The 23,632-nt window shown below is 64.0% G+C and carries 3 protein-coding genes; all 3 read left to right on the top strand.

What is annotated here, in order from left to right; genetic code table 11:
• Positions 1 to 42 precede the first annotated feature (42 nt).
• From AAEZ10_RS04135 to AAEZ10_RS04145, 3 genes are read left to right on the top strand one after another with little or no spacing between them, the layout of a single operon-like run.
• A complete protein-coding gene (locus AAEZ10_RS04135; protein WP_350567873.1) occupies positions 43 to 3,444 on the top strand; it encodes a non-ribosomal peptide synthetase in 3,402 nt (1,133 codons plus the stop codon).
• Positions 3,441 to 11,267, top strand: coding sequence for a non-ribosomal peptide synthetase (locus tag AAEZ10_RS04140; RefSeq protein WP_350567876.1), 7,827 nt, complete (start codon positions 3,441 to 3,443; stop codon positions 11,265 to 11,267). Before AAEZ10_RS04135 ends, AAEZ10_RS04140 begins: the two co-directional genes overlap by 4 nt.
• A 13-nt stretch (positions 11,268 to 11,280) precedes the next feature.
• A complete protein-coding gene (locus tag AAEZ10_RS04145) occupies positions 11,281 to 23,595 on the top strand; it encodes a non-ribosomal peptide synthase/polyketide synthase (RefSeq protein ID WP_350567879.1) in 12,315 nt (4,104 codons plus the stop codon).
• The last annotated feature ends 37 nt before the right edge of the window (positions 23,596 to 23,632 follow it).

Raw genomic sequence — 23,632 nt, forward strand, 5'->3', positions numbered from 1 at the left:
CGGGTCTCCAGGTCACGCCGCCGATCAGCAAGGACTCCACGCATGAATGCCGCAGACGCACAGAAACTAGCCCGCCGCTTTATCGAATTGCCCCAGGACAAACGCCGTCTGTTCCTCGCCGGCATGGCCCGCGAGGGCATCGATTTTGCGCAGCTGCCCATTACCGCCTGCGACGGCATCGCCGAGCGTGATGGCCTGTCTTACGCGCAGCAGCGCATGTGGTTTCTCTGGCAACTGGAGTCGAGCAGCGCAGCCTACAACCTGCCGATGGCGGTGCGTCTGGATGGCGATCTGCAAGTCGAAGCATTGGAGCAAGCCTTCAGCCGTTTGGCGGCGCGCCACGAATGTTTGCGCACCACCTTCGGCCAGGACGGCGAGCGGGCCTTCCAGCGTGTGGCCGAACCTAAGCAACTGAAACTACCCGTGACTGACCTGAGCGAGTTGCCCCAAGCCAAGCGCTGGCCGCTGGCTCAGCAGCACATGATGGCCGAGGCGACCCAGGCCTTCGACCTGCAGAACGGCCCGCTGCTGAGTCTGCGGCTGTTGCGCCTGGCCGCGCAGGAACATGTGTTGCTGCTGACCCTGCATCACATCATCGCCGACGGCTGGTCGATGAACATTCTGATCGACGAATTCATGCGCACTTACGACGCGTTGGTGGCCGGGCGTGAACCGACGCTGGCGCCCTTGACCGTGCATTACCGCGACTATGCGCTGTGGCAGCGCAGCTGGCTGGAGGCCGGTGAGCGCGAGCGGCAACTGGACTACTGGCGCACGCAACTGGGCGACGAACATCCCGTGCTGGAGTTGCCCACCGATCGGGCCTATCCGGCGCAGTCCAGCCATCAGGGCGCACGCCTGGAAACGGTGATCGACGCTGCCCTGCGCGAAGAGCTGAAAAACCTTGCCCAGCGTCAGGGCGTGACCTTGTTCGTGGTGTTGCTGGCAGCGTTCAAGACCGTGTTGCATCGCTACAGCGGCCAGACCGATATTCGTGTCGGCGGGCTGATTGCCAACCGCACCCGCAGTGAAACCGAAGGGCTGATCGGCTTCTTCGTCAACACGCAGATCCTGCGCAGCGTGGTCACCGCACAAACGCCGTTCACCGAGTTGCTGCAGAACCTGCGCCAGGCCGCCCTCGGCGCCCAGGCCCATCAGGACCTGCCGTTCGACGCCTTGATCGAAGCCCTGCAACCGGCGCGCAGCCAGAGCCACAATCCGCTGTTTCAAGTGATGTTCAACCACCAGCCGCTGGTCACCGATTTGCACCAGGCGCAACTCGCTTCAGGCTTGCGCGTGGGTTATCTGAGCGAAGAACAACTGGCCGGCAGCGCTCGGCAACACGCGGCCACCAGTGACCTGATGCTCGACACCCGCGAGGAGGGCGAGCAACTGTTTGCTGCCTTCACTTACGCCACGGATATTTTTGATGCCTCAACCATCGCCGCGCTGGCCGGGCATTGGCGCAACATTCTCCAGTCGGTGTGCCGCGACCCGCAGCAGTTGATCGGCGAGGTGGCGATGCTCGCCGACAGCGAACGCCACGGGTTGATCCAGGCCACCGCGCCAGCGCCTCGTTTCACTAGCGTGCAAAGCCTGTTCGAAGCGCAAGTCGCACGGACTGCGCAAGCGCCGGCGGTGCTGTTGGCCACTGCCCCTGCACCGGCATTCAGCTACGACGAACTCAACAGCCGCAGCAATCGCTTGGCCCATCAATTACGCGCACAGGGTGTCGGCCCGGACGTGCTGGTCGGCGTCGCGCTGGGACGTTCACTGGAACTGGCTGTGGCGCTGCTGGCGGTGCTCAAGGCTGGCGGTGCCTATGTACCGCTGGATCCGCAAACCCCGGCCGAACGCTTGCGCCATGTGCTCGCTGACAGTGGTTTGCAACTGTTGCTCAGTGATCAGCAAAGCCTCGCCAAGCTGCCGCCACTGGATGGCATCGAGTGCCTGTGTCTGGAGCAATTGCCCGACAGCGAGCAGAGCGACAACCTGCCGGTCACGGTCGAGGCTGACAACCTCGCTTACGTGATCTACACCTCTGGCTCCACCGGGCGGCCGAAAGGCGTGGCGGTCAGTCATGGCGCGCTCAGCGAGTTCATCGCCCGCGCCATCGACTACAGCGATCTGCGCGAAGGCGACCGGGTTCTGCAATTCGCCACCAGCAGTTTTGATGGCTTCGTCGAGCAGTTTTTCCCACCGCTGTGCCACGGCGCCAGCGTGGTCATGCGCGACGCGCCGTTGTGGGACAGCGCGACTTTGCATCAGGTCATCCACGATCAGGGCATCACTCTGGCCGACCTGCCGGCGGCTTATTGGTATTGGCTGGTGCAGGAATACGCGGCGAAACCCCCGGCAAGTTTCGGCGCACTGCGGCAGATTCACGTTGGCGGCGAAGCCATGGCGGTGGACGGTTTGCGCTTGTGGCAACAGGCCGGGCTCGGCCATGTGCGCCTGCTCAACACCTACGGCCCGACCGAGGGCACGGTGGTCTCGACGATTCATGACTGCACCGCGCTGACCGCCCAAGACGTGTCGTGGCGCGGCATGCCGATCGGCCACGCACTGGCAGCGCGGCGTCTGTACGTGCTCGACGATGATCTGAACCTGCTGCCGCAAGGTGCGGTGGGCGAGTTGTACATCGGTGGGCCGGGGCTGGCGCGCGGTTATCACCGTCAGCCGAGCCTCAGCGCCGAGCGGTTCATCGCCGACCCTTTCGCCGATGGCCAGCGCCTGTACCGCACCGGCGACCGTGCGCGGCTGCGCGGCGATGGCGCGCTGGAATATGTCGGCCGGGTCGATCATCAGGTGAAGATTCGCGGCTTCCGCATCGAACTGGGCGAGATCGAATCGCGCCTGCAGCAATCTCCGGGCGTTCGCGAGGCAGTGGTGCTGGCGGTGCCATTCGCCGGCGGTGCGCAACTGGTCGCTTACGTGGTGACAGAACCTGCGGTGCTCGCCAGCGCGGCGACGCAAGCGGCATTCCGTCAGCAGACCCGCGCTGCGCTGCAAGCCAGCCTGCCGGATTACATGGTGCCGGGGCATCTGCTGTTGCTGGCGAACCTGCCGCTGACGCCGAGCGGCAAGCTCGACCGCAAGGCCTTGCCGACGCCGGATCCGGCGCAGTTGCAGGGCGATTACCGCGCTCCGCAATCGCCGGCCGAGCAGTGTCTGGCGCAGGTCTGGGCCGAGGTGCTGCACGTGCCGCGTGTGGGCCTGGACGATCACTTTTTTGAACTGGGCGGCCATTCGTTGCTGGCCGCGCAGGTGATTGCCCGGGTCAAGGAGCAGATGGGCGTGGTGCTGCCGCTGCGCAGCCTGTTCGAAAAACCGCTGCTGGCGGATCTGGCCGAGGTGCTCGGGCAACTGGCCGAGGTGAGCGGCGACGACGACTGGTCCGACCTGGATCAGTTCATGAATGCTTTGCAAGGAGAAGAAGTATGAGCGGCACGATGGCGGAACGTATTGCAAAAAGGTTCGTCGGCCTGCCGCTGGAACAGCGTCGGCTGTTTCTGGCCAAATTGCGCGAGGAGGGCAAGGATTTCAGCCTGTTGCCGCTGCCGGTCAGCCGCCACGACTGTGCGCAGATTCCCCTGTCGTTTGCGCAGCAGCGTCTGCTGTTCCTGTGGCAACTGGAACCGCACAGCGCCGCATACAATATGGCCGCTGGCTTGCGTCTGAAAGGCCGGCTGGATGAGTCGGCCCTGAGCCGCTCGTTCGACCATCTGCTGGCGCGCCATGAAGTGTTGCGCACGGTGTTTCACACCGACGGCGATCAAGCGCATCAGCTGATTCTCGAGCAGCAAAGTATTGCGCTGCAACGCTTCGATCTGACCGGTACCGCCGCGCAAGAGCGCGAAGAACTGCTCGCGCAACACGTGCAAGACGTCACCGCGCAACCGTTCGATCTGCGCCACGGCCCGCTGTTGCGCGCCAGCCTGTTTGCTTTGGCCGACGATGAGTTCGTGCTGGTGGTGAGCATGCATCACATCGTCTCCGATGGCTGGTCGATGGACGTCATGGTCAAGGAATTCGTGCAGTGCTATCAGGCGTTCAGCCTGCAGCGCGAGCCGCAATTGCCGGCGCTGCCGTTGCAGTACGCCGACTATGCGATCTGGCAGCGGCGCTGGCTGGAGGCCGGCGAGGGCGAGCGCCAGCTCGACTACTGGCGTCAGCAATTGGGCGACGAACATCCGCTGCTGGAAGTGGCAGCGGACTTTGCCCGACCGCTGACGCAAAGCTTTGCAGGACAGACCCTGAGCTTTGATTTCGGCACCGACCTGTCGCAACAGCTCAACGTTTTTGCGCGCAGCCAGGGCATCAGCCTGTTCATGCTGGTGCTGGCCGGGTTCTCGCTGTTCCTTTCGCGTCTGGCCGGCGAGCGCGACATTCGTGTCGGCGTGCCGAATGCCAACCGTGGCCGCGCCGAAGTCGAGGGACTGATCGGTTTCTTCGTCAACACCCAGGTGCTGCGTTGCCAGGTCGATGAGCGCGGCAGTTTCGCCGATTTGCTCGCGCAGGTGCGTGAAGCGGCGTTCGGCGCACAGGCACATCAGGAGTTGCCGTTCGAGCAACTCGTCGACGAATTGGTCGCCGAACGCACCCTGGGCCACAACCCGCTGTTCCAGGCCAAGTTCAACCAGAACGTCGGCATGCAGAAACAACGCTCGATGGCCTTGCCCGGCCTGACCGTCAGCGAATACCCGCTGGCCAAGGACGGCACGCACTTCGATCTGGCCTTGGATATCACCGACGACGGCGCGCTGATCCACGGCCAGATGACCTACGCCAGCGATCTCTATCGGGCGGAAACGGTCGCCGGTTTTGTGCCGATGTTGCTGGATCTGTTTACCCAGTTGCTCGACTCGCCGCAGGCGCCATTGCACATGGTGGCGACGCCACGGCCTGCTGCGCTTGCCAGCCAACGCGAACCGGCGTTGACGGTGTTGCAGCACTGGGCGCGTGAAGTGGCCCGGCAGCCGCAGGCGTTGGCCGCTCGGGATCTCAAGCAAACGGTGACTTTCCAGGCGCTGGATGAGGAGGCCAATCGTCTCGCCCATTATTTGCGTGCGCAGGGCGTCGATGTCGGCGACCCGGTGGCGGTGCTGCTGGAACGTTCGCTGGACTGGCTGACTTGCCTGTTGGCGATTCTCAAGGCTGGCGCGGTGTACATGCCGCTCGACGTCAAGGCGCCAAGCGCGCGCCTGCAACAGATGCTCGGTGCTGCGCAGGCGCAGGCGCGGGCGCTGATCGGCGCTGAAGGCGACGCACGGCTCAGCGAACTGGCGGGTGAGGGCTGTCAGGGTCTGGAGTTTGCACCGGGGCAATGGCACTCGCTGCCGACGTCCGCGCCTGAGCTGACGCTGCATGCGCAGTCGCCGGCCTACGTGATTCACACCTCCGGTTCCACCGGGCAACCCAAGGGCGTGCTGGTCAGCCACGGCGCACTGGGTAGTTATGTGCGCGGCGTACTCGAACGTCTGGCGCCGGCGCCGGAGGCGAGCATGGCGCTGGTCTCGACCATCGCCGCCGACCTTGGCTTCACCGTGCTGTTCGGCGCGTTGTGCTCGGGCCGACTGCTGCATGTACTGCCGGAAGAACTCGGCTTCGACCCGGACCGCTTTGCCGAATACATGGCCCGTCATCGCGTTGGCGTGCTGAAAATCGTTCCCGGGCATCTCGCCGCGCTGTTGCAGGCGGCCAAGCCTGCCGATGTGCTGCCGGAACACGCACTGATCGTCGGCGGCGAAGCCTGTTCGCCGGCGCTGGTCGAGCGTGTGCAGCAACTTAAACCGGGCTGTCGCCTGATCAATCACTATGGCCCGAGCGAAACCACCGTGGGCGTGCTGACCCATGAGGTCGAAGAGCTCGCCGCGCAGGCGCGCAGTGTTCCAATCGGCACAGCGCTGGCCGGTGCCCATGTCTATGTGCTCGACGATGTGCTCAACCCGGTGGCCGATCAGGTTGCCGGTGAGTTGTACATCGGTGGCGATAGCGTTGCCCTTGGCTACCTGAATCAGCCGGGGCTCACCGCTGAGCGTTTCCTGCCTGATCCGTTTGGGAACCCCGGCGCGCGGGTGTACCGCAGTGGCGACCGGGTCCGGCGCAATCGCGAACAGGCGCTGGAGTTCATCGGTCGTGCCGACGATCAGGTCAAAGTGCGCGGCTACCGTGTGGAGCCTGCGGAAGTCGCGCGGGTGTTGCTCAGCCTCGACGGTGTCAGCGAAGCCGCCGTGCTCGCGCTGTCACTGGATGACGACCCGGCGCGCCTGCAACTGCTGGCGTGGTGCGTGCCGGCAGTGGGCGCGAAGGTGCAGGCGCAGGATCTGCGCGAGCAATTGCAGGCGCGGCTGCCGGATTACATGGTGCCGGCGCAGTTGCTGTTGCTGGAAAAGCTGCCGCTGACTGCCAACGGCAAGCTCGACAAGCGTGCCTTGCCAGTGCCCGGCGTGGTCAGCCAGCAGTTCATCGCGCCGGTCGGTGAGATCGAGGAAAAACTCGCCGCGATCTGGGCCGAAGTGCTCAAGCTCGAGCGGGTCGGCAGCAGCGATAACTTCTTCGAACTGGGTGGCGACTCGATCCTCAGCTTGCAGATCATCGCCCGGGCCAAGCGCCAGGGCATCAAGCTCAGCCCCAAGCAGTTGTTCGAAAAACAGACCATCGGCCAATTGGCTGCCGTGGCCAGACTGATCGAAGCCAAACCGGCTGCCGTCGAGGCACCAGTGGCTCGCGGGCCGTTGCCGTTGCTGCCGATTCAGGTGCGTTTCTTCGAGACGCCGATTGCCCAGCGCCAGCATTGGAACCAGTCGGTAATGCTGCAACCGACCCTGGCGCTGGACGCCGTGCATTTGCGCAAGGCGCTGGCGACGTTGGTCGAACAGCACGAGGCCTTGGCCTTGAGCTTTGTGCAGTCGGGCGATAGCTGGCAGGCGTTGCCGCAGGCTCAGCGCGATGCCGAACTGCTTTGGCTACGCGAACTGGACAGTCTTGATGCCTTGCCGGCCGTGGCCGACGCGGCGCAGCGCAGCCTCGATCTGCAACGCGGGCATTTGCTGCGCGCGGTGCTGGTCACTCTGCCGAATGCCGAGCAGCGCTTGTTGCTGGTGATTCATCATCTGGTGGTCGACGGCGTGTCGTGGCGCATTCTGCTTGAGGACTTGCAGCAGGCTTACCAGGCATTGGCGGCGGGGACGGCGCCGGTGTTGCCGGGCCAGAGCAGTTCGCTGCACAACTGGGCCGAGCAGTTGCATCGTTATGCGCAGAGTGAAGCGCTTGCCGGCGAACGCGATTATTGGCGCGAAACCCTGGCGGCTGACTCGGCACTGCCACGGGATTTCGCCGTGGACAGCCAGACCCGCGCCCAGGCCGCCCGCGCCAGTACGCGCCTGAGCCAGACATTGACCGACAAGCTGCTGAAAGTCGCCCCGGCGGCTTATCGCACGCAGATCAACGACCTGTTGCTGACGGCTTTGGCGCGGGTGCTGTGTGACTGGAGCGAACAGCCTTCGGTGTTGATCCAGCTCGAAGGCCATGGTCGTGAAGACCTGTTCGACGACATCGACCTGAGCCGCACGGTCGGCTGGTTCAGCAGCCTGTTCCCAGTGCGCCTGACTCCGCAGGCCAATCCCGCTGCGTCGCTGTGCGCGATCAAGGAGCAACTGCGCGCCGTGCCGGGCAAAGGCATCGGTTATGGCGTGCTGCGTTACCTCACGCGTGCAGCCGAGTTGCAGACGCTGGCGCAACCACGGGTGACCTTCAATTACCTCGGTCAGTTCGACGGCGCGTTCAGTGCCGAGCAAGGCGCGTTGTTCCTGCCAAGCGCTGACAGCACCGGCGCCAATCAGGATGGGCAAGCGCCGCTGGGCAATTGGCTGAGCGTCGACGGACAGGTTCTCGGCGGTGAGCTGGAACTGACCTGGACCTTCGGCAGCGGCATGTACCGCGCCGAGACCATCGAGGCGTTGGCCGAGGCCTATCGCCGCGAACTGCAACGCCTGATCGAACATTGCTGCGCGAGCGGGGCAGGTGGCGTGACTCCTTCGGATTTCAACCTCGCCAACCTGACCCAGGCGCAGCTGTCGGCATTGCCGATGGCGCCGCGTGACATCGTCGATCTGTACCCGCTGTCGCCGATGCAGCAAGGCATTCTGTTCCACAGCCGCAACGAGCCGGACAGCCCGGCCTACACCACTCAGCTGCGCGTCGACGTCGAGCAGCTCGACGCCCAGCGCTTCCGCCAGGCCTGGCAGCAGACCCTCGATGCCCACGACATTTTGCGCACGGCGTTCGTCTGGCCGCAGGATGCCGCCGCGCCGGTGCAGGTGGTGCGCAGCCGTGTGCAGATGCCGTGGCAAGTGCAGGACTGGCGCGGGCGCGATGATCTTGATTCCGCGCTTGATCATCTCGCCGCTGAAGATTTGCAACGTGGCTTCGATCTGCTCGACGCGCCGCTGTTGCGCGTGACGCTGGTGCGCATCGATGAACACACCCATCACCTGATCTACACCTGCCATCACATCCTCATGGACGGCTGGAGCACTTCGCAGTTGTTCGGCGAAGTGCTGCAACGCTACGCCGGCATCGTGCCGAGCGCAGGGCAGGGGCGTTATCGCGATTACATCGAATGGCTCGGCCAGCGTGATCAGCAAGCCAGTCGGCAGTTCTGGCGCGCAGCGCTGGCGGACATTGAACAGCCGACGCGACTGGCCAGTGCCATGCCGGTCAGGCACGCGGCCAGCGGCTATGCCGATCACCAGCATGTGTTCAGCGAATCGCTGACCGCCGAACTGAACCGCTTCGCCCGCGAGCAGAAAGTCACCCTTAACACGCTGGTACAAGCGGCGTGGCTGCTGCTGTTGCAGCGTTATACAGGCCAGGATCACGTAGCGTTCGGCGCGACTGTCGCCGGGCGGCCAACCGATTTGCCGGGTGTCGAGCAGCAGATCGGCCTGTTCATCAACACCTTGCCGGTGGTGGCGGCGCCATCGCCGGAGATCGGCGTCAGCCAATGGCTGCAACAGGTGCAAGACCTCAACCTGGCCTTGCGCGAGCACGAACACACGCCGCTGTATGACATTCAGCGCTGGGCCGGGGCGGGTGCCGGCGCGTTGTTCGACAGCATTCTGGTGTTCGAAAACTACCCGATGGCCGAGGCCTTGGCGCAGGGCCCGCAGACGGGTCTGAAGTTCTCGGCAATCCGCCGGCAGGAGCAGACCAACTATCCGCTGACGCTGGTGGCGGTCACCGGCCGCGAGCTGAGTCTGGGCGTAAGTTACGATCAGGCCAGTTTCGACGCTCAAGCGATCCGCGCGTTGAGTGCGCAGCTGCAAGGCCTGCTCGAGCAGTTCCTCGCCGAAGCCACGCAGCCGCTGGGTGCGCTGCAACTGCTCGCCGAGCCACAACGGCAACAAGCGATCGAGTGGGGCAAGGCGCCGGCGACCACGCCGGATCAACGCACGGTGCTGGCGCACATCGCCGCGCAGGTGCAGCGACAGCCACAGGCGAACGCGGTGCTGTTCGCTGAGCAGTCCATCGCTTACCAAAACCTCGATACCCGGGCCAATCGTCTGGCGCACAAGCTGCAAGGCATGGGCGTCGGGCCGGAAGTGCGCGTAGGCGTGTGCATGCGCCGCACGCCGCAGATGCTGGTCGGCTTGCTGGCGATCCTCAAGGCCGGTGGCGCCTACGTACCGCTCGACCCGGATTACCCGCAGGAACGCTTGCTGCACATGCTCGACGACAGCCACGCGGCGGTGCTGCTCACTGAGCCAGCGGCCTTGGCGATGCTGCCCGAAACCTTGAGTGCGCAGGTGCTGCTGGTGGACGAGAACGTCGCCAGCGAATACCCGGCCACTGCGCCACTGGTTAACCTCGCGGCTGAAAATCTGGCGTACGTGATCTACACCTCCGGTTCCACCGGCAAACCGAAAGGCGTAGCGATCAGCCACGGCAATCTGTCGGCGCTGATTCAGTGGTCAGCGGGTGTCTATCGCGAAGAACAATTGCGCGGCGTGCTCGCTTCGACGTCGATCTGCTTCGACCTGTCGGTGTGGGAAATCTTTGTCACGCTGGCCTGCGGTGGCTGCCTGGTGCTGGCCGACAACGCTCTGGCGCTGGCCGATTTGCCGGCGCGCGATCAGGTCACGCTGATCAACAGCGTGCCGTCGGCGATTGCCGCGTTGCAGCGCGCTGGGCAGATCCCGACTTCGGTCGGCACCATCAATCTGGCCGGCGAACCGCTCAAGCAGAGTCTGGTCGACAGCCTCTACGCCAGCACTCAGGTGCAGCAGGTCTACGATCTTTACGGGCCGTCGGAGGACACCACTTATTCAACCTTCACCCTGCGCACGCCGCAGGGCCGGGCGAACATTGGCCGGCCACTGGACAACACCGTGGCGCACCTGCTCGACAGTCAGTTGCAGGTGCTGCCCGAGGGCGTGGCGGCCGAGCTGTACCTGGCGGGTGCCGGGGTGACGCGCGGCTATCTGCGCCGCGCCGCGCTGACCGCCGAACGCTTTGTGCCGAATCCTTACGCGAGCAACGGCGAGCGCCTGTACCGCACCGGCGATCTGGTGCGCCAGGGCGACGATGGCAACATCGAGTACATCGGTCGCGCCGACCATCAGGTGAAGATTCGCGGTTTCCGCATCGAACTCAGCGAGATCGAAGCACGCCTGCTGGAACTCGACGATATCGGCGAAGCGGTGGTACTGGCGCAGGACGGCACCGCTGGCAAACACCTGCATGCCTACCTCGTCGCCGCGCCGGACAGCGAGCGGTCGACGCTGGCCGAGCGGGTGCGCAATGCCTTGGCCAGTCGCTTGCCGGCGCACATGGTGCCGGGGCATCTGCACCTGATCGACGCGATCCCGCTCACGCCCAATGGCAAGCTCGATCGCAAGGCGCTGATGGCGTTGGGCGAGAGCCCGACGCAGGAGCAATACCATGCACCGCAAAGCGATCTGCAATGGGAGGTCGCGACGATCTGGCAGGAGGTGCTGGAAGTCGAGCGGGTAGGGCTGGCGGACAACTTCTTCCAGCTCGGCGGCCATTCGTTACTGGCGACGCTGGTGGTGACCCGGGTGCAGGAACGTCTGGGCGACAAGGTGCCGTTCAAGGCGTTGTTCGAGACCGACACGCTCAAGGATTTCTGCGTGCGGATCGAAGCGCTGCGCGTCGAAATGTCGCCCGTTCAGGATGAATTGGCTAAATCACTGGAGGCCCTCAAACGTCTATCCCTCGATGATCTGGAAAAACTGATTTCTTGAGAGGGAAAAACGCGTGCAAGAGTTAATCGAGTCGGTAGGACAACTTTCGGCTAAGCAAAGAAAGGCTCTGGCGGTTCTGCTCAAGCAGAAAGGCGTCAACCTCTTTGACATTGCCCCGGTTTTCAAGCGCACGGCTGAAGAGCCGTTGCTGCTGTCCTACGCTCAGCAGCGCCAGTGGTTCCTCTGGCAGTGGGCACCGCACAGCGCGGCCTACAACATTCCGACGGCCCTGCGCTTGCAGGGGCCGCTGGATGTGCCGGCACTGGAACGCAGCATCGCGGCGCTGATCGAACGCCACGAAACCTTGCGCACGGTGTTCTCTCAAGACAGCGCGCAACCCTTGCAAGTGGTCCTGCCCGCAGGACCTTTTACCCTCGATATTCATCACCTGAGCGCTGATCTGGCGAATGACCCGGAGCACTCGATCGAGGCTTTCGTGCAGACCCAGAGCCAGAAGACTTTCGACCTGCAGCACGGCCCGTTGCTGCGTGCCGCGCTGCTGCAGGTCAACCCCGCTGAGCATGTGCTGGTGCTGACCCTGCACCACATCGTTTCCGATGGCTGGTCGCTGCAAGTGATGATCGAGGAACTGGTGCAGCTCTATGCCGGTTTCAACCTTGGTCACGACGCCGGTCTGCCGGCCCTGCCGATTCAATACGCCGATTACGCCTTGTGGCAGCGCCAGTGGATGGAGGCCGGTGAGCAGGAGCGGCAACTGGCCTACTGGCAGGAAAAACTTGGCGGCGAACAACCGGTGCTGGAACTGCCGCTGGATCGCCCGCGCGCGGTCGATCAAAGCTTTGCCGGCGCCAGCCATAACCTGATTCTTGATCCGGCGCTGAGCCATGCCCTCAAGGCCTTTGCCCGGCAGGAAAACGTCACCCTGTTCGTGTTGCTGCTGGCTTCGTTTCAGGCCTTGCTGCATCGCTACAGCGGGCAAAGCGACATTCGTGTCGGCGTGCCGGTGGCCAACCGTGGCCGGGTGGAAATCGAGCGCCTGATCGGCTTCTTCGTCAACACCCAGGTGCTCAAGGCGGACATCGACGCAGAGCTGCCGTTTATCGAACTGCTGCGTCAGGTCAAACAGACGGCGCAGGAGGCGCAGGCGCATCAGGACTTGCCCTTCGAGCAACTGGTCGAAGCGCTGGAGCCGGGCCGCAGCCTCAGCCACAGTCCGCTGTTCCAAGTGATGTTCAACCACCAGGCCGAGCGCCGCGCGAGCGTCGCCACACGCCTGAACGGCCTGAACATCGAACCGCTGGAATGGCAGAGCCAGACCGCGCAATTCGACCTGACCCTCAACACCACCGAACAGCTTCACGGCATCGAAGCGGTGCTCAAGTACGCCACTGACCTGTTCGACGCAGCGACCATCGAGCGCCTGGCGCAACACTGGACCGCGCTGTTGCAGGCGATCGTCGCCGAGCCGAGCCGGCGCATCGGCCAATTGCCGATGCTCGCCGCCGGCCAGCAGCAACAGCTGTTGGCGCAATGGAATCCGCCGCTGATTGAACAACCGCTGACCCAGTGCATCCAGCAAGCCATCGAGCTCCAGGCCGAGCGGCATGCCGATGCGGTGGCGGTGAGCTGTGCCGGGCAACGCCTGACCTACGCCGAGCTCAATCACCGCGCCAACCTGTGGGCGCATACGCTGATCAAGCAGGGCGTCGGCCCGGACGTGCGCGTCGGCGTTGCGGTGGAGCGTTCGCTGGACATGATCGTCGCCATTCTCGCGGTGCTGAAAGCCGGCGGCGCCTATGTGCCGCTGGACCCGAGCTACCCGGATGACCGCTTGAGCTACATGATCGACGACAGCGGTATTCGATTGCTGTTGACCCAGGGCCATTTGCTCGGGCAATTGCCGATTCCGCCGGGGCTGGTCTGCCTCGATCTGGATCAGGCGCCGGAACACAGCATCGAAAGCAACCCGCCATGCCTGACCACGCCGGACAATCTGGCCTACGTCATCTACACCTCCGGTTCCACCGGCAAACCCAAGGGCGCGTTGCTGCCGCACGGCAACGTGATGCGCCTGTTCAGCGCCACCGCGCACTGGTTCGATTTCGGCCCGCAGGACAGCTGGACGCTGTTCCATTCCTACGCGTTCGACTTTTCGGTGTGGGAGATTTTCGGCGCGCTGCTGTACGGCGGCAAACTGGTGGTGGTGCCGCACGATGTCAGCCGTTCGCCGGAGGATTTCTACACGCTGCTGTGCGATGAAAGCGTCACGGTGTTGAACCAGACGCCGTCGGCATTCAAACCGCTGATGCAGGTCGCCTGCGAGTCGAGCCGCAGCAACGCCTTGCGTTACGTGGTGTTCGGCGGCGAGGCTTTGGAAGTACAGAATCTGCGTCCGTGGTTCGAGCGTTTTGGCGACCGCGCGCCGACGCTGATCAACATGTACGGCATTACCGAAACCACCGTGCACGTGACCTACCGGCCATTGTCGCTGGCCGATCTGCAGAGCAATCACAGCAGCCCGATCGGCGCGCCGATTGTCGACCTGTCGTGGTACTTGCTCGACAGCTCGCTCAACCTGGTGCCGCAAGGCTGCATCGGTGAGTTGTACATCGCTGGCGCCGGTCTGGCCCGTGGTTATCTGAATCAGGCCGGCATGAGCGCCACGCGCTTCGTGCCCGATCCGTTCAACCGCAGGGCCGGCCAGCGTCTGTACCGTACCGGCGACCTCGCTCGGCTGCGCGGCGACGGGGTGATCGAGTACATCGGCCGTATCGACCACCAAGTGAAGATCCGTGGTTTCCGTATCGAGCTCGGCGAAATCGAAGCGCAACTGCTCAAGCATCCACAGGTGCGCGAAGCGGTGGTGCTGGCGGTGGACGGCCTCAGCGGTCAGCAACTGGCGACCTGGGTCGTGCCGGCCGAGACATTGAACGCGGACGAGCAGGGCGCGCTGCGCGATTCGATCAAGCTGCACCTGCGCCAAACCCTGCCGGATTACATGGTCCCGGTCAGTTGGGCGTTCCTCGACCGACTGCCGCTGACCGCCAACGGCAAGCTCGATCGCAAACAACTGCCGCAGCCGGACGTTGCGCAGGTGCAAGAAGCCTACGCCGCGCCGCGCAGTGAACTGGAACAGCGTCTGGCGGAGATCTGGCAGGACGTGCTCAAGGTCGAACGGGTCGGGCTTCACGATAATTTCTTCGAGCTGGGCGGCGACTCGATCATCTCGATTCAAGTGGTCAGTCGCGCGCGGCAGGCCGGCATTCGCTTTACGCCCAAGGACATTTTTCAGCATCAGACCGTGCAGCGCTTGGCCACCGTGGCGCAGCAGAGCGACGCGGTGCAGACGGAGCAGGGCGAAGTGCTTGGCGACGCGCCGCTGACGCCGATCCAGCAGTATTTCTTCCACAGCGACATCCCGGCGCGGCATCACTGGAACCAGTCGATCCTGCTGACCCCGGCGAAAACCCTGCAAGCCGCGGCGCTGCAACAGGCCCTGGCGCAGGTGCAAAAGCAGCATGACGCCTTGCGTCTGCGTTATCGCCAAACCGAGCAGGGCTGGCAGCAAAGCCACGGCGCGGCGGATCAGCCACAAGCGTTGTTACGTACTTTCACGCTGGACGACAGCGCGGCATTGCCAGCGCTGTGCCTGGACCTGCAACGCAGCCTCGACCTGCACAACGGCCCGCTGATCCGTGCGGCGCTGATCGATTTGCCGGACGCCAGTCAGCGTCTGTTGCTGGTGATTCATCACCTGGTGGTCGATGGCGTGTCGTGGCGAATCCTGCTCGAAGACCTGCAAAGCGCCTATCAGCAGATCAGCAGCGGACAGCGCGTGCATCTGCCGGCCAAGACCAGCGCGTTCAAGGACTGGGGCGTGCGCCTGCAAGAACATGCGCGAAGCGCGGCGCTGGGCAGCGAACTGAGCTACTGGCGCGAACAGTTGCGCGATGCGCCGCTCGGTTTGCCGCTGGATAATCCGCAGGGCCAATTGAACAACCGCTTCGAACGCAGCGTCGACACGCGGCTGGACGCCGAACGCACTCGCCAGCTGCTGCAACAGGCCCCGGCGGTCTACCGCACTCAAGTCAACGACCTGCTGCTGACCGCACTGGCGCGGGTGCTCTGCGAGTGGACCGCTAGCGACAGCGCGTTGGTGCAGCTCGAAGGCCATGGCCGCGAAGACCTCTTCGATGACATCGACTTGAGCCGCACCGTGGGCTGGTTCACCAGCATGTTCCCGGTACGCCTGACACCAAACGCCAGCCTGGAAAGCTCGATCAAAGGCATCAAGGAGCAACTGCGCGCGATTCCCAACAAGGGCATCGGCTATGGCTTGCTGCGTTATCTCGGCACCGCCGAAGCACAAGCGGCACTGCATGAACTGGCGCAACCGCAGGTGACGTTCAACTACCTCGGCCAGTTCGATAACAACTTCGACGAAGACGCCTTGTGGCGGCCTGCCACCGAAGACAAGGGCGCCGGTCAGGACGCAAACGCGCCGATGGCCAACTGGCTGACCATCGATGGCCGGGTTTATCAGGGCCAGTTGAGCCTGACCTGGACCTACAGCAGCGACGTCTTCGAGGAGGCGACCATCGCCGCGCTGGCCCGCGCCTACGAAGTGGCGCTGAGCGAATTGATCGACCACTGCCTTAGCCATGCGGGCGGCCTCACGCCGTCCGATGTGCCGCTGGCCGGTTTGTCCCAGGCGCATCTGGACAGCCTGCCGATTGCCGCCCAGCGCATCGAGGACATTTATCCGCTGGCGCCGATGCAGCAGGGCATTCTGTTCCACAGCCTGTACGACGCCGACCCCAGCGCCTACGTCTATCAGATGCTGCTGGACATCGACGGCCTCGACGTCGCGCGGTTTCAGCAAGCCTGGCAGCGGGTGGTCGATCGCCATGAAGTGCTGCGCGCCGGTTTCATCTGGGGCCGCGATGGCCTCGACGCGCCGTTGCAGGTGATCAATCGCCAACTGACCCTGGAAATGCCGGAAGTCGATGTGCGCGATGCCGCTGATCTGCCAGCAGTGCTTGAAGCACGGGCGCAGGCCGACCGCGAACGCGGCTTCGATCTGCAGAATCCGCCGCTGTTGCGCCTGTGCCTGCTGCGCACTGCCGACGATCGCCATCGACTGATTTTCACTTGTCACCACATCCTCATGGATGGTTGGAGCAACTCGCGGATGTTCGGCGAGGTGCTGCAGGATTACGCCGGCCAGTCGGTGCCGAGCGCGCAGGGTCGCTATCGCGATTTTCTGGTCTGGCTGCAGGGCCAGGACAAGGCTGGGGCGCAGGAATTCTGGCGCGGGCAACTGGCCGAACTCGACGAGCCGACCCGACTGGCCTCTGCCTGCCACGGACGCACCGTGCCGGGGCCGGGCAAACAGATGCACCGTCTGCATTTCGATGAAGCGTTGACCCAGCGTCTGAACAGCTTCTCCCGTCAGCAACAGGTGACCCTCAACAGTCTGGTGCAGGCCGCGTGGCTGCTGGTGTTGCAGCGCTACACCGGCCAAGCCACGGTGGCGTTTGGCGCCACGGTATCCGGGCGGCCGGTGGATTTGCCGGGCATCGAAGAACAGCTGGGGCTGTTCATCAACACTCTGCCGGTGATCGCCAGCCCGCAGGCCACCCTCAGCGTCGGCGACTGGGTGCGCAGCGTGCAGGACCATAACCTGCTGTTGCGCGACTACGAACAGACGCCGTTGCAGGACATTCAGCGTCTGGCCGCATTGAGTGGCGAAGCGTTGTTCGACACCTTGCTGGTGTTCGAGAACTATCCGGTGTCCGAAGCGCTGGAGGCCAATCCGGGCGGGCTGCGCTTTTCCGGTCTGGAGCATCGTGAACAGACCAACTACGGCCTGACCCTGATCGCTGGTGCCAGCGAAGTGCTCAACCTCGATTTCAACTACCTCACCGAGCACTTTGCCGAACGCAGCGTGCTTGCTCTGGCGGCGCATTTGCGTGAAGTGCTCGAGCAGTTTATCGCAGCGCCGCAACGGGCACTTGGCGAGATCGGTCTGCTGCCGCTGGCCGAACGGCAGACGCTGGCGCAGTGGAACGACAATCACGCGGCTTATCCGGCCGAGCGGTTGATTTCGCAGAGCTTTGAAGCACGGGTCGCAGCACATCCGCAGGCACTGGCGTTGAGTCATGCCGGCGTGGCGCTGAGCTATGGCGAACTGAACCGGCGCGCAAACCAGTTGGCCCGGCATTTGGTGACGCTGGGTGTCAGCGCCGAAGTGCGCGTCGGCGTGGCACTGCCGCGTTCGGCGGAACTGGTGATCGCCCTGATGGCGGTGCTCAAGGCCGGCGGCACCTACGTGCCGCTGGACCCGGACTACCCGGCCGACCGCGTGGCCTACATGCTCGACGACAGTCAGGCGAAAGTCCTGCTGACCCAGCAAGCCTTGCTGGCGCAACTGCCGTCCAGCGAAGCGCAGGTGGTGCTGGTCGAGGCCGGCGGTGAGGCGTTCGCCGCGCAAGCACCGGACAACCTGCCGGCGCGCGCCGACTCGGCCAATCTTGCCTACGTGATCTACACCTCCGGTTCCACCGGCAAACCGAAAGGCGTGGCCATCGCCCATCGCAACGTACAGGCGCTGATCCAGTGGTCCGCCGAGGTCTACAGCGAGGACGATCTGCAAGGCGTGCTGGCCTCGACGTCGGTGTGCTTCGACCTGTCGGTGTGGGAGATTTTCGTCACCCTGGCGCGCGGCGGGTCCATGGTCATGGCGCGCAATGCCCTGGAGCTGGCGGACTTGCCCGAGCGTGATCAGGTGCGCCTGATCAACACCGTGCCGTCGGCGATTGCCGCGTTGCAACGCATCGGCCAGATCCCGGCGGGCGTGCGCATCATCAATCTGGCCGGCGAGCCGCTCAAGCAGGCGCTGGTCGACACCCTGTACCGCGAGACTTCGGTTGCCCACGTATACGACCTGTACGGGCCTTCCGAAGACACCACGTATTCGACCTGGACCCGTCGCGAACTCGGTGGCCAGGCCAATATCGGCCGGCCATTGCGCAATACCACTGCGTACCTGCTCGACGAGCAATTGCAGCAAGCGCCGGTCGGCATCGCAGCGGAGCTGTATCTGGCCGGTGAGGGCATCACCCGTGGCTATCTGTTGCGCCCGGGCCTGACCGCCGAACGTTTCGTGCCCAACCCGTTGGCGAGCAACGGCGAGCGTATGTACCGCACCGGCGACCTGACGCGCTGGCTGGATGACGGCCGGATCGAATACGTCGGCCGCATCGACCATCAGGTCAAGGTGCGTGGCTTCCGTATTGAACTGGGTGAAATCGAAGCGCGTCTGCTGGCCCAGGCCAGCGTGCGCGAAGGCGTGGTGCTGGCGGTGGACGGCGTTGGCGGCCAGCAACTGGTGGCTTATGTGGTACCGGCCGAAGCCGATCAAAGCCCCGCGCAACTGGACGCGCTGAGTGCTGAGTTGCAAGCCGCGCTCAAGGCGCATCTGCCGGACTACATGGTGCCGGCGCAGTGGCTGTTCCTCGAACAGTTGCCGTTGACACCCAACGGCAAACTTGATCGCAAGGCTTTGCCGGCACCGGATGCCAGCCAGGCACAACGCGATTATGTCGCGCCGTCGACGCCGCTGGAGCAGCAGCTGGCCGAGGTCTGGCAGGACATTCTGAAGATCGAGCAGGTCGGCGTGACCGACAATTTCTTCGCCCTCGGCGGTGATTCGATCATCTCGATTCAACTGGTCAGCCGCGCGCGGCAGCAGGGCGTTTGCTTCACGCCCAAAGACCTGTTCCAGCAGCAGACGGTGCAGAAACTGGCCGCAGTGGTTTCGCTTGCAGACGCGCAATCCGCCAGCGCCGCCGACTACCCGTTGGCGCAACTGGATCAGGCGCAGCTCGATGCCTTGCCGGTGCCGGCGGAGCTGATCGAAGACGTCTATCCGCTGTCGCCGATGCAGGAAGGCATGCTCTTCCACACCCTGTCGGATAACGGCAGCAGCCTTTACGTGCAACAGGTCAGCCTGCCGATCAAGGGCCTCGACGTTGAGCGTTTCCGCCGGGCCTGGGAATTCATCATTGTGCGTCAGGCGATCCTGCGCACCAGTTTCCATTGGCAGGACGGCCTGGCCAAACCGCTGCAGGTCGTCCATCGCCATGCGCCGCTGCAGATGCAGGTGCTCGATTGGCGTGGGCAGGACTGCAGCGAGGCGGCGATTGCCGAGTTCGCCAGCGCTGATCGCGCGCTGGGCTTCGACTTGGCTGAAGCGCGTTTGCAGCGGGTGACCCTGCTGCAGCTGGGCGACGAGCAGTACCAGATGATCTGGACCAGCCACCACATTCTGATGGACGGCTGGAGCAGTTCGCGGCTGTTCGGCGAGGTCTTGCAGTACTACTCCACGGGCGAGGTGACTGGCGAAAATGGCCGCTATCGCGACTTCATTGCCTGGTTGCAGGCGCAGGATCAGGATGCCCAGGAGCTGTTCTGGAAGGCGCGTCTGGCGGTGGTCAACGAACCGACCGCGCTGAGTCAGGCCATGCACCCGCGCCACAGTGCCGACGTTACCGGTCACGATGCGCTCTATTCGAATTGGGACAAGGCGCAAACCTCACGCCTGCTGGAGTTCTGCCGCGACCTGCGCATCACCCCCAACACACTGATCCAGGGCGCGTGGCTGCTGCTGTTGCAACGCTACACCGGCCAGCAGACGGTGACCTTCGGCGCCACCGTATCAGGGCGTCCGGAAAGTCTGCCGAACGTCGGCAACATGCTCGGCCTGTTCATTAACACCTTGCCGATCATTCAGACCCCGCAGGCCGATCAGCGTCTGGCCGACTGGCTGGGTGAAGTGCAGGCCTACAACCTCGACATTCGCGATTACTCCCAGGCACCGCTGGCCGATGTGCAGCGCTGGTCGAACCTCGGTGGTCAGGCGCTGTTCGACAGCATCGTGGTGTTCGAGAACTTCCCGATCGACGAGCGCTTGCAGGAAGAAACCGACACCGAGCTGACCTTCGGCAAATCCATTGGCCACGGCGTGACCAACGTGCCGATGGACCTTGCGGTGATGCTCGGCGACGAGTTGTCGATCGAGTACCTGTACCTGCGCAGCCACTTCAGCGCCGAGGCGGTAGATGGCATTCGCCTGACCCTGGAAAACACCCTCGCGGCGATGATGGCCGCGCCGTATGAGCGGCTGGGCAACTTGCAGCGTCTGTCCGCCGAGCAATGGCAAGCGGCGCAGACCTGGAGCGCCGAGCCTTCCCACCGCCACGCGCCGCAGTTGCTGCCGGAGCTGATCAGTCGTCATGCGCAACAGCAACCGAATGCGATCGCGGTGCAATGCGCCGGCGAGAGCCTGACCTACGCGGAACTGGAGCGGCAGGCCAATCGACTCGCGCAGTGCCTGATCGCCCACGGCGCCGGGCCGGAAGTGGTGATCGGCGTGGCGTTGCCGCGCTCGCTGGAAATGCTGGTGAGTTTCCTCGCCGTGCTCAAGAGCGGTGCGGCGTACGTACCGCTGGACATCGATTACCCGCCCGAGCGCTTGGCGTACATGATCGAAGATTCGCGCATGGCCCTGCTGCTGACGCAAACCAGCCTGCGCGCGACGTTGCCTGCACCACAAGGCGTGCGGCGTCTGGAAATCGATCAACTCGATCGCAGTCTTTACAGCGATGCTGCCCCGGTCTGCGATGTTCACGAGCAGAGCCTGGCCTATCTGGTTTACACCTCCGGTTCCACCGGGCGGCCGAAAGGCGTGGCCGTGACCCAGGGACCGCTGAGCATGCATTGCCAGGCCATTGCCGAGTTGTACGAAATGGACGCCAGCAGTTGCGAGTTGCACTTCATGTCGTTCGCTTTCGACGGTGCCCATGAACGCTGGCTGAGTACCTTGTACAGCGGCGGTCGTCTGGTGATTCGCGACGGATGCCTGTGGACCCCGGAGCAGACCTATCAGGCCCTGCACGATTACGGCGTGACCATCGCTTGTTTCCCGCCGGCCTATCTCAAGCAACTGGCCGAGTACGCGGCCGCCAGCGGCATTGCACCGCCGCCGGTGCGCATCTACTGCTTCGGTGGCGATGCGGTGCCGGAACAGACCTTCGAACAGGTCAAAGCCGCGTTGCGTCCGCAGTTCTTCACCAACGGTTATGGTCCGACCGAAACTGTGGTCACGCCGATGCTCTGGAAAGTCGCCATCAGCCAGCATTGCGAAGCGGCGTATGCGCCGATCGGCCGCGCGGTCGGTGCGCGTTCGCTGTACGTGCTCGACGACGATCTGAATCCGCTGCCGCCGGGTTTTGCCGGTGAGTTGTACATCGGCGGTTACGGCGTCGCTCGCGGTTATTACGGGCGCCCCGATCTGACCGGCGAGCGCTTCGTGCCCAACCCGTTTGCCCCGGGCGAACGCCTGTACCGCAGCGGCGATCTGGTGCGCCGTCGCGCGGACGGCGTGGTCGATTACGTCGGGCGCATCGACCATCAGGTCAAGGTGCGCGGCTTCCGCATCGAGCTGGGCGAAGTCGAGGCCAGCCTGCGTCAGTTGCCGGCGGTCAGCGATGCGCTGGTGATTGCCCGCGACAATGCCTCCGGCAAGCAACTGATCGGATATGTGGTCACCGCCACGGGTGATGATATCGGCGATGAACTCAAGGCCAGGCTGCGTTCTTCGCTGCCGGAATACATGGTGCCGGCGCAGATCGTCTGCCTCAGCGCGTTCCCGGTTACGCCCAACGGCAAACTTGATCGCAAGGCACTGCCGGAGCCGGAGTTCAAAAGCGACGAATATGTTGCCCCGCGCACCGAGCAGGAACGCCTGCTGGCGGAAATCTGGGCGCAGGTGTTGCAGGTCGGGCAGGTCGGTATCAGCGATAACTTCTTTGAACTGGGCGGCGATTCGATCCTCAGCCTGCAAGTGATCTCGCGGGTGAGAAACCACCCGACGCTGCAGATGGAGCTGAAGCTGCGCGATCTGATGCGCTATCAAACCATCGCCGGCATTCTCGAGCAGCAAGTGGCGAAGGAGGGCGCCGGGCAAGCGCTGCCGGACCTGACTCAGGTTGCCGCAGAGGGCGCGTTCAATTTGCTGCCGATCCAGCAATGGTTCTTCGCCGAAGGCATGGCCGAGGCGCATCACTACAACCAGTCGTTGCTGCTCAGCGCACGTCAGCCGCTGGATCTCGATGCCCTGGAACAGGCGCTGGGCTTGATCGAACAGCATCACGATTCGCTGCGCCTGCGTTTTTCCAACGACGGCGGGCGCTGGTTGCAGCGCTACAGCACCCGCTTGTCCGACGAGGCTGTGCTGTGGCGCCGCGAAGCGCAAAGCAGCGAAGAGGTCGAAGCCTTGGCCAACCTCGCGCAGCGCAGTCTCAAACTCGATGACGGGCCGGTCTGGCGGGTCATGCATGTGGCCTTGCCGGATGGTCAGGCGCGGTTGCTGGTGGTGATTCATCACCTGGTGGTCGACACCGTGTCGTGGCGGATTCTGCTCGACGACCTGAAAGTCGCTTATGAGGCGTGCGTGCAGGGGCGGGTGCCGCAACTGCCGATTCGTACCAGCAGTTATCGTTCGTTTGCCGAGGCGTTGCAGGCGCAGGCGCCAGTGATAGCCGAGCGGGAATTGAGCTATTGGCTGGAGCAAATGGATCAGCCCGGCGTTGATCTGCCATGCGACAACCCGCGCGGCAAGAACCTTGTGCGGCAACAAGCGCAGGCACGGCTCAAGCTTTCCCGCGAGCACACCGAACAACTGCTCAAACAGGCCCCGGCGGTGTACGGCACGCAGATCAACGACTTGCTGCTGTCGGCGCTCAGCCGCGCCCTGTGCCGCTGGAGTCAGCAACCGTCGGCGCTGATTCTGCTTGAAGGTCACGGTCGCGAAGACCTCTTCGAATCGATCGACCTGAGCCGCAGCCTCGGCTGGTTCACCAGCATGTTCCCGGTGCGTTTGCGCCCGGACAGCGATGACATCGGCCAGTCGATCATCGATGTGCAGGCGCAACTGGCGGGCGTACCGCAGAAGGGCATCGGCTATGGCGTGCTGCGTCATCTGGCCGGGCCGGAAATCTCGGCGCAACTGGCCGCACTGCCGCAGGCACGGGTGACCTTCAACTACCTCGGACAGTTCGACCAGAGCTTCGACGAACAGGCGTTGCTGGTGCCGGCACTGGAAGAGACCGGCGACAACTACAGTCTCAAGGCGAATCTGGGCAACTGGCTGGAAATCGTCGGCCAGGTCTATGACGGGCAACTGGCCTTGCGCTGCATCTACAGCAGCCAGCGTTACCGCGCCGGCACCATGGATGCGCTGATGAGCGATTACCAGCGCGAGCTTGAAGCGTTGATCGAACATTGCATGGCGCGGGTGGGTTGATCACCCGGCCTTTTGCGCGGGCGCTGCCCAGGCGCGC

Origin of the sequence: Pseudomonas sp. H26/SER47-MNA-CIBAN-0231 (assembly GCF_040310465.1) — a bacterium.
Taxonomy (GTDB): domain Bacteria; phylum Pseudomonadota; class Gammaproteobacteria; order Pseudomonadales; family Pseudomonadaceae; genus Aquipseudomonas; species Aquipseudomonas atacamensis.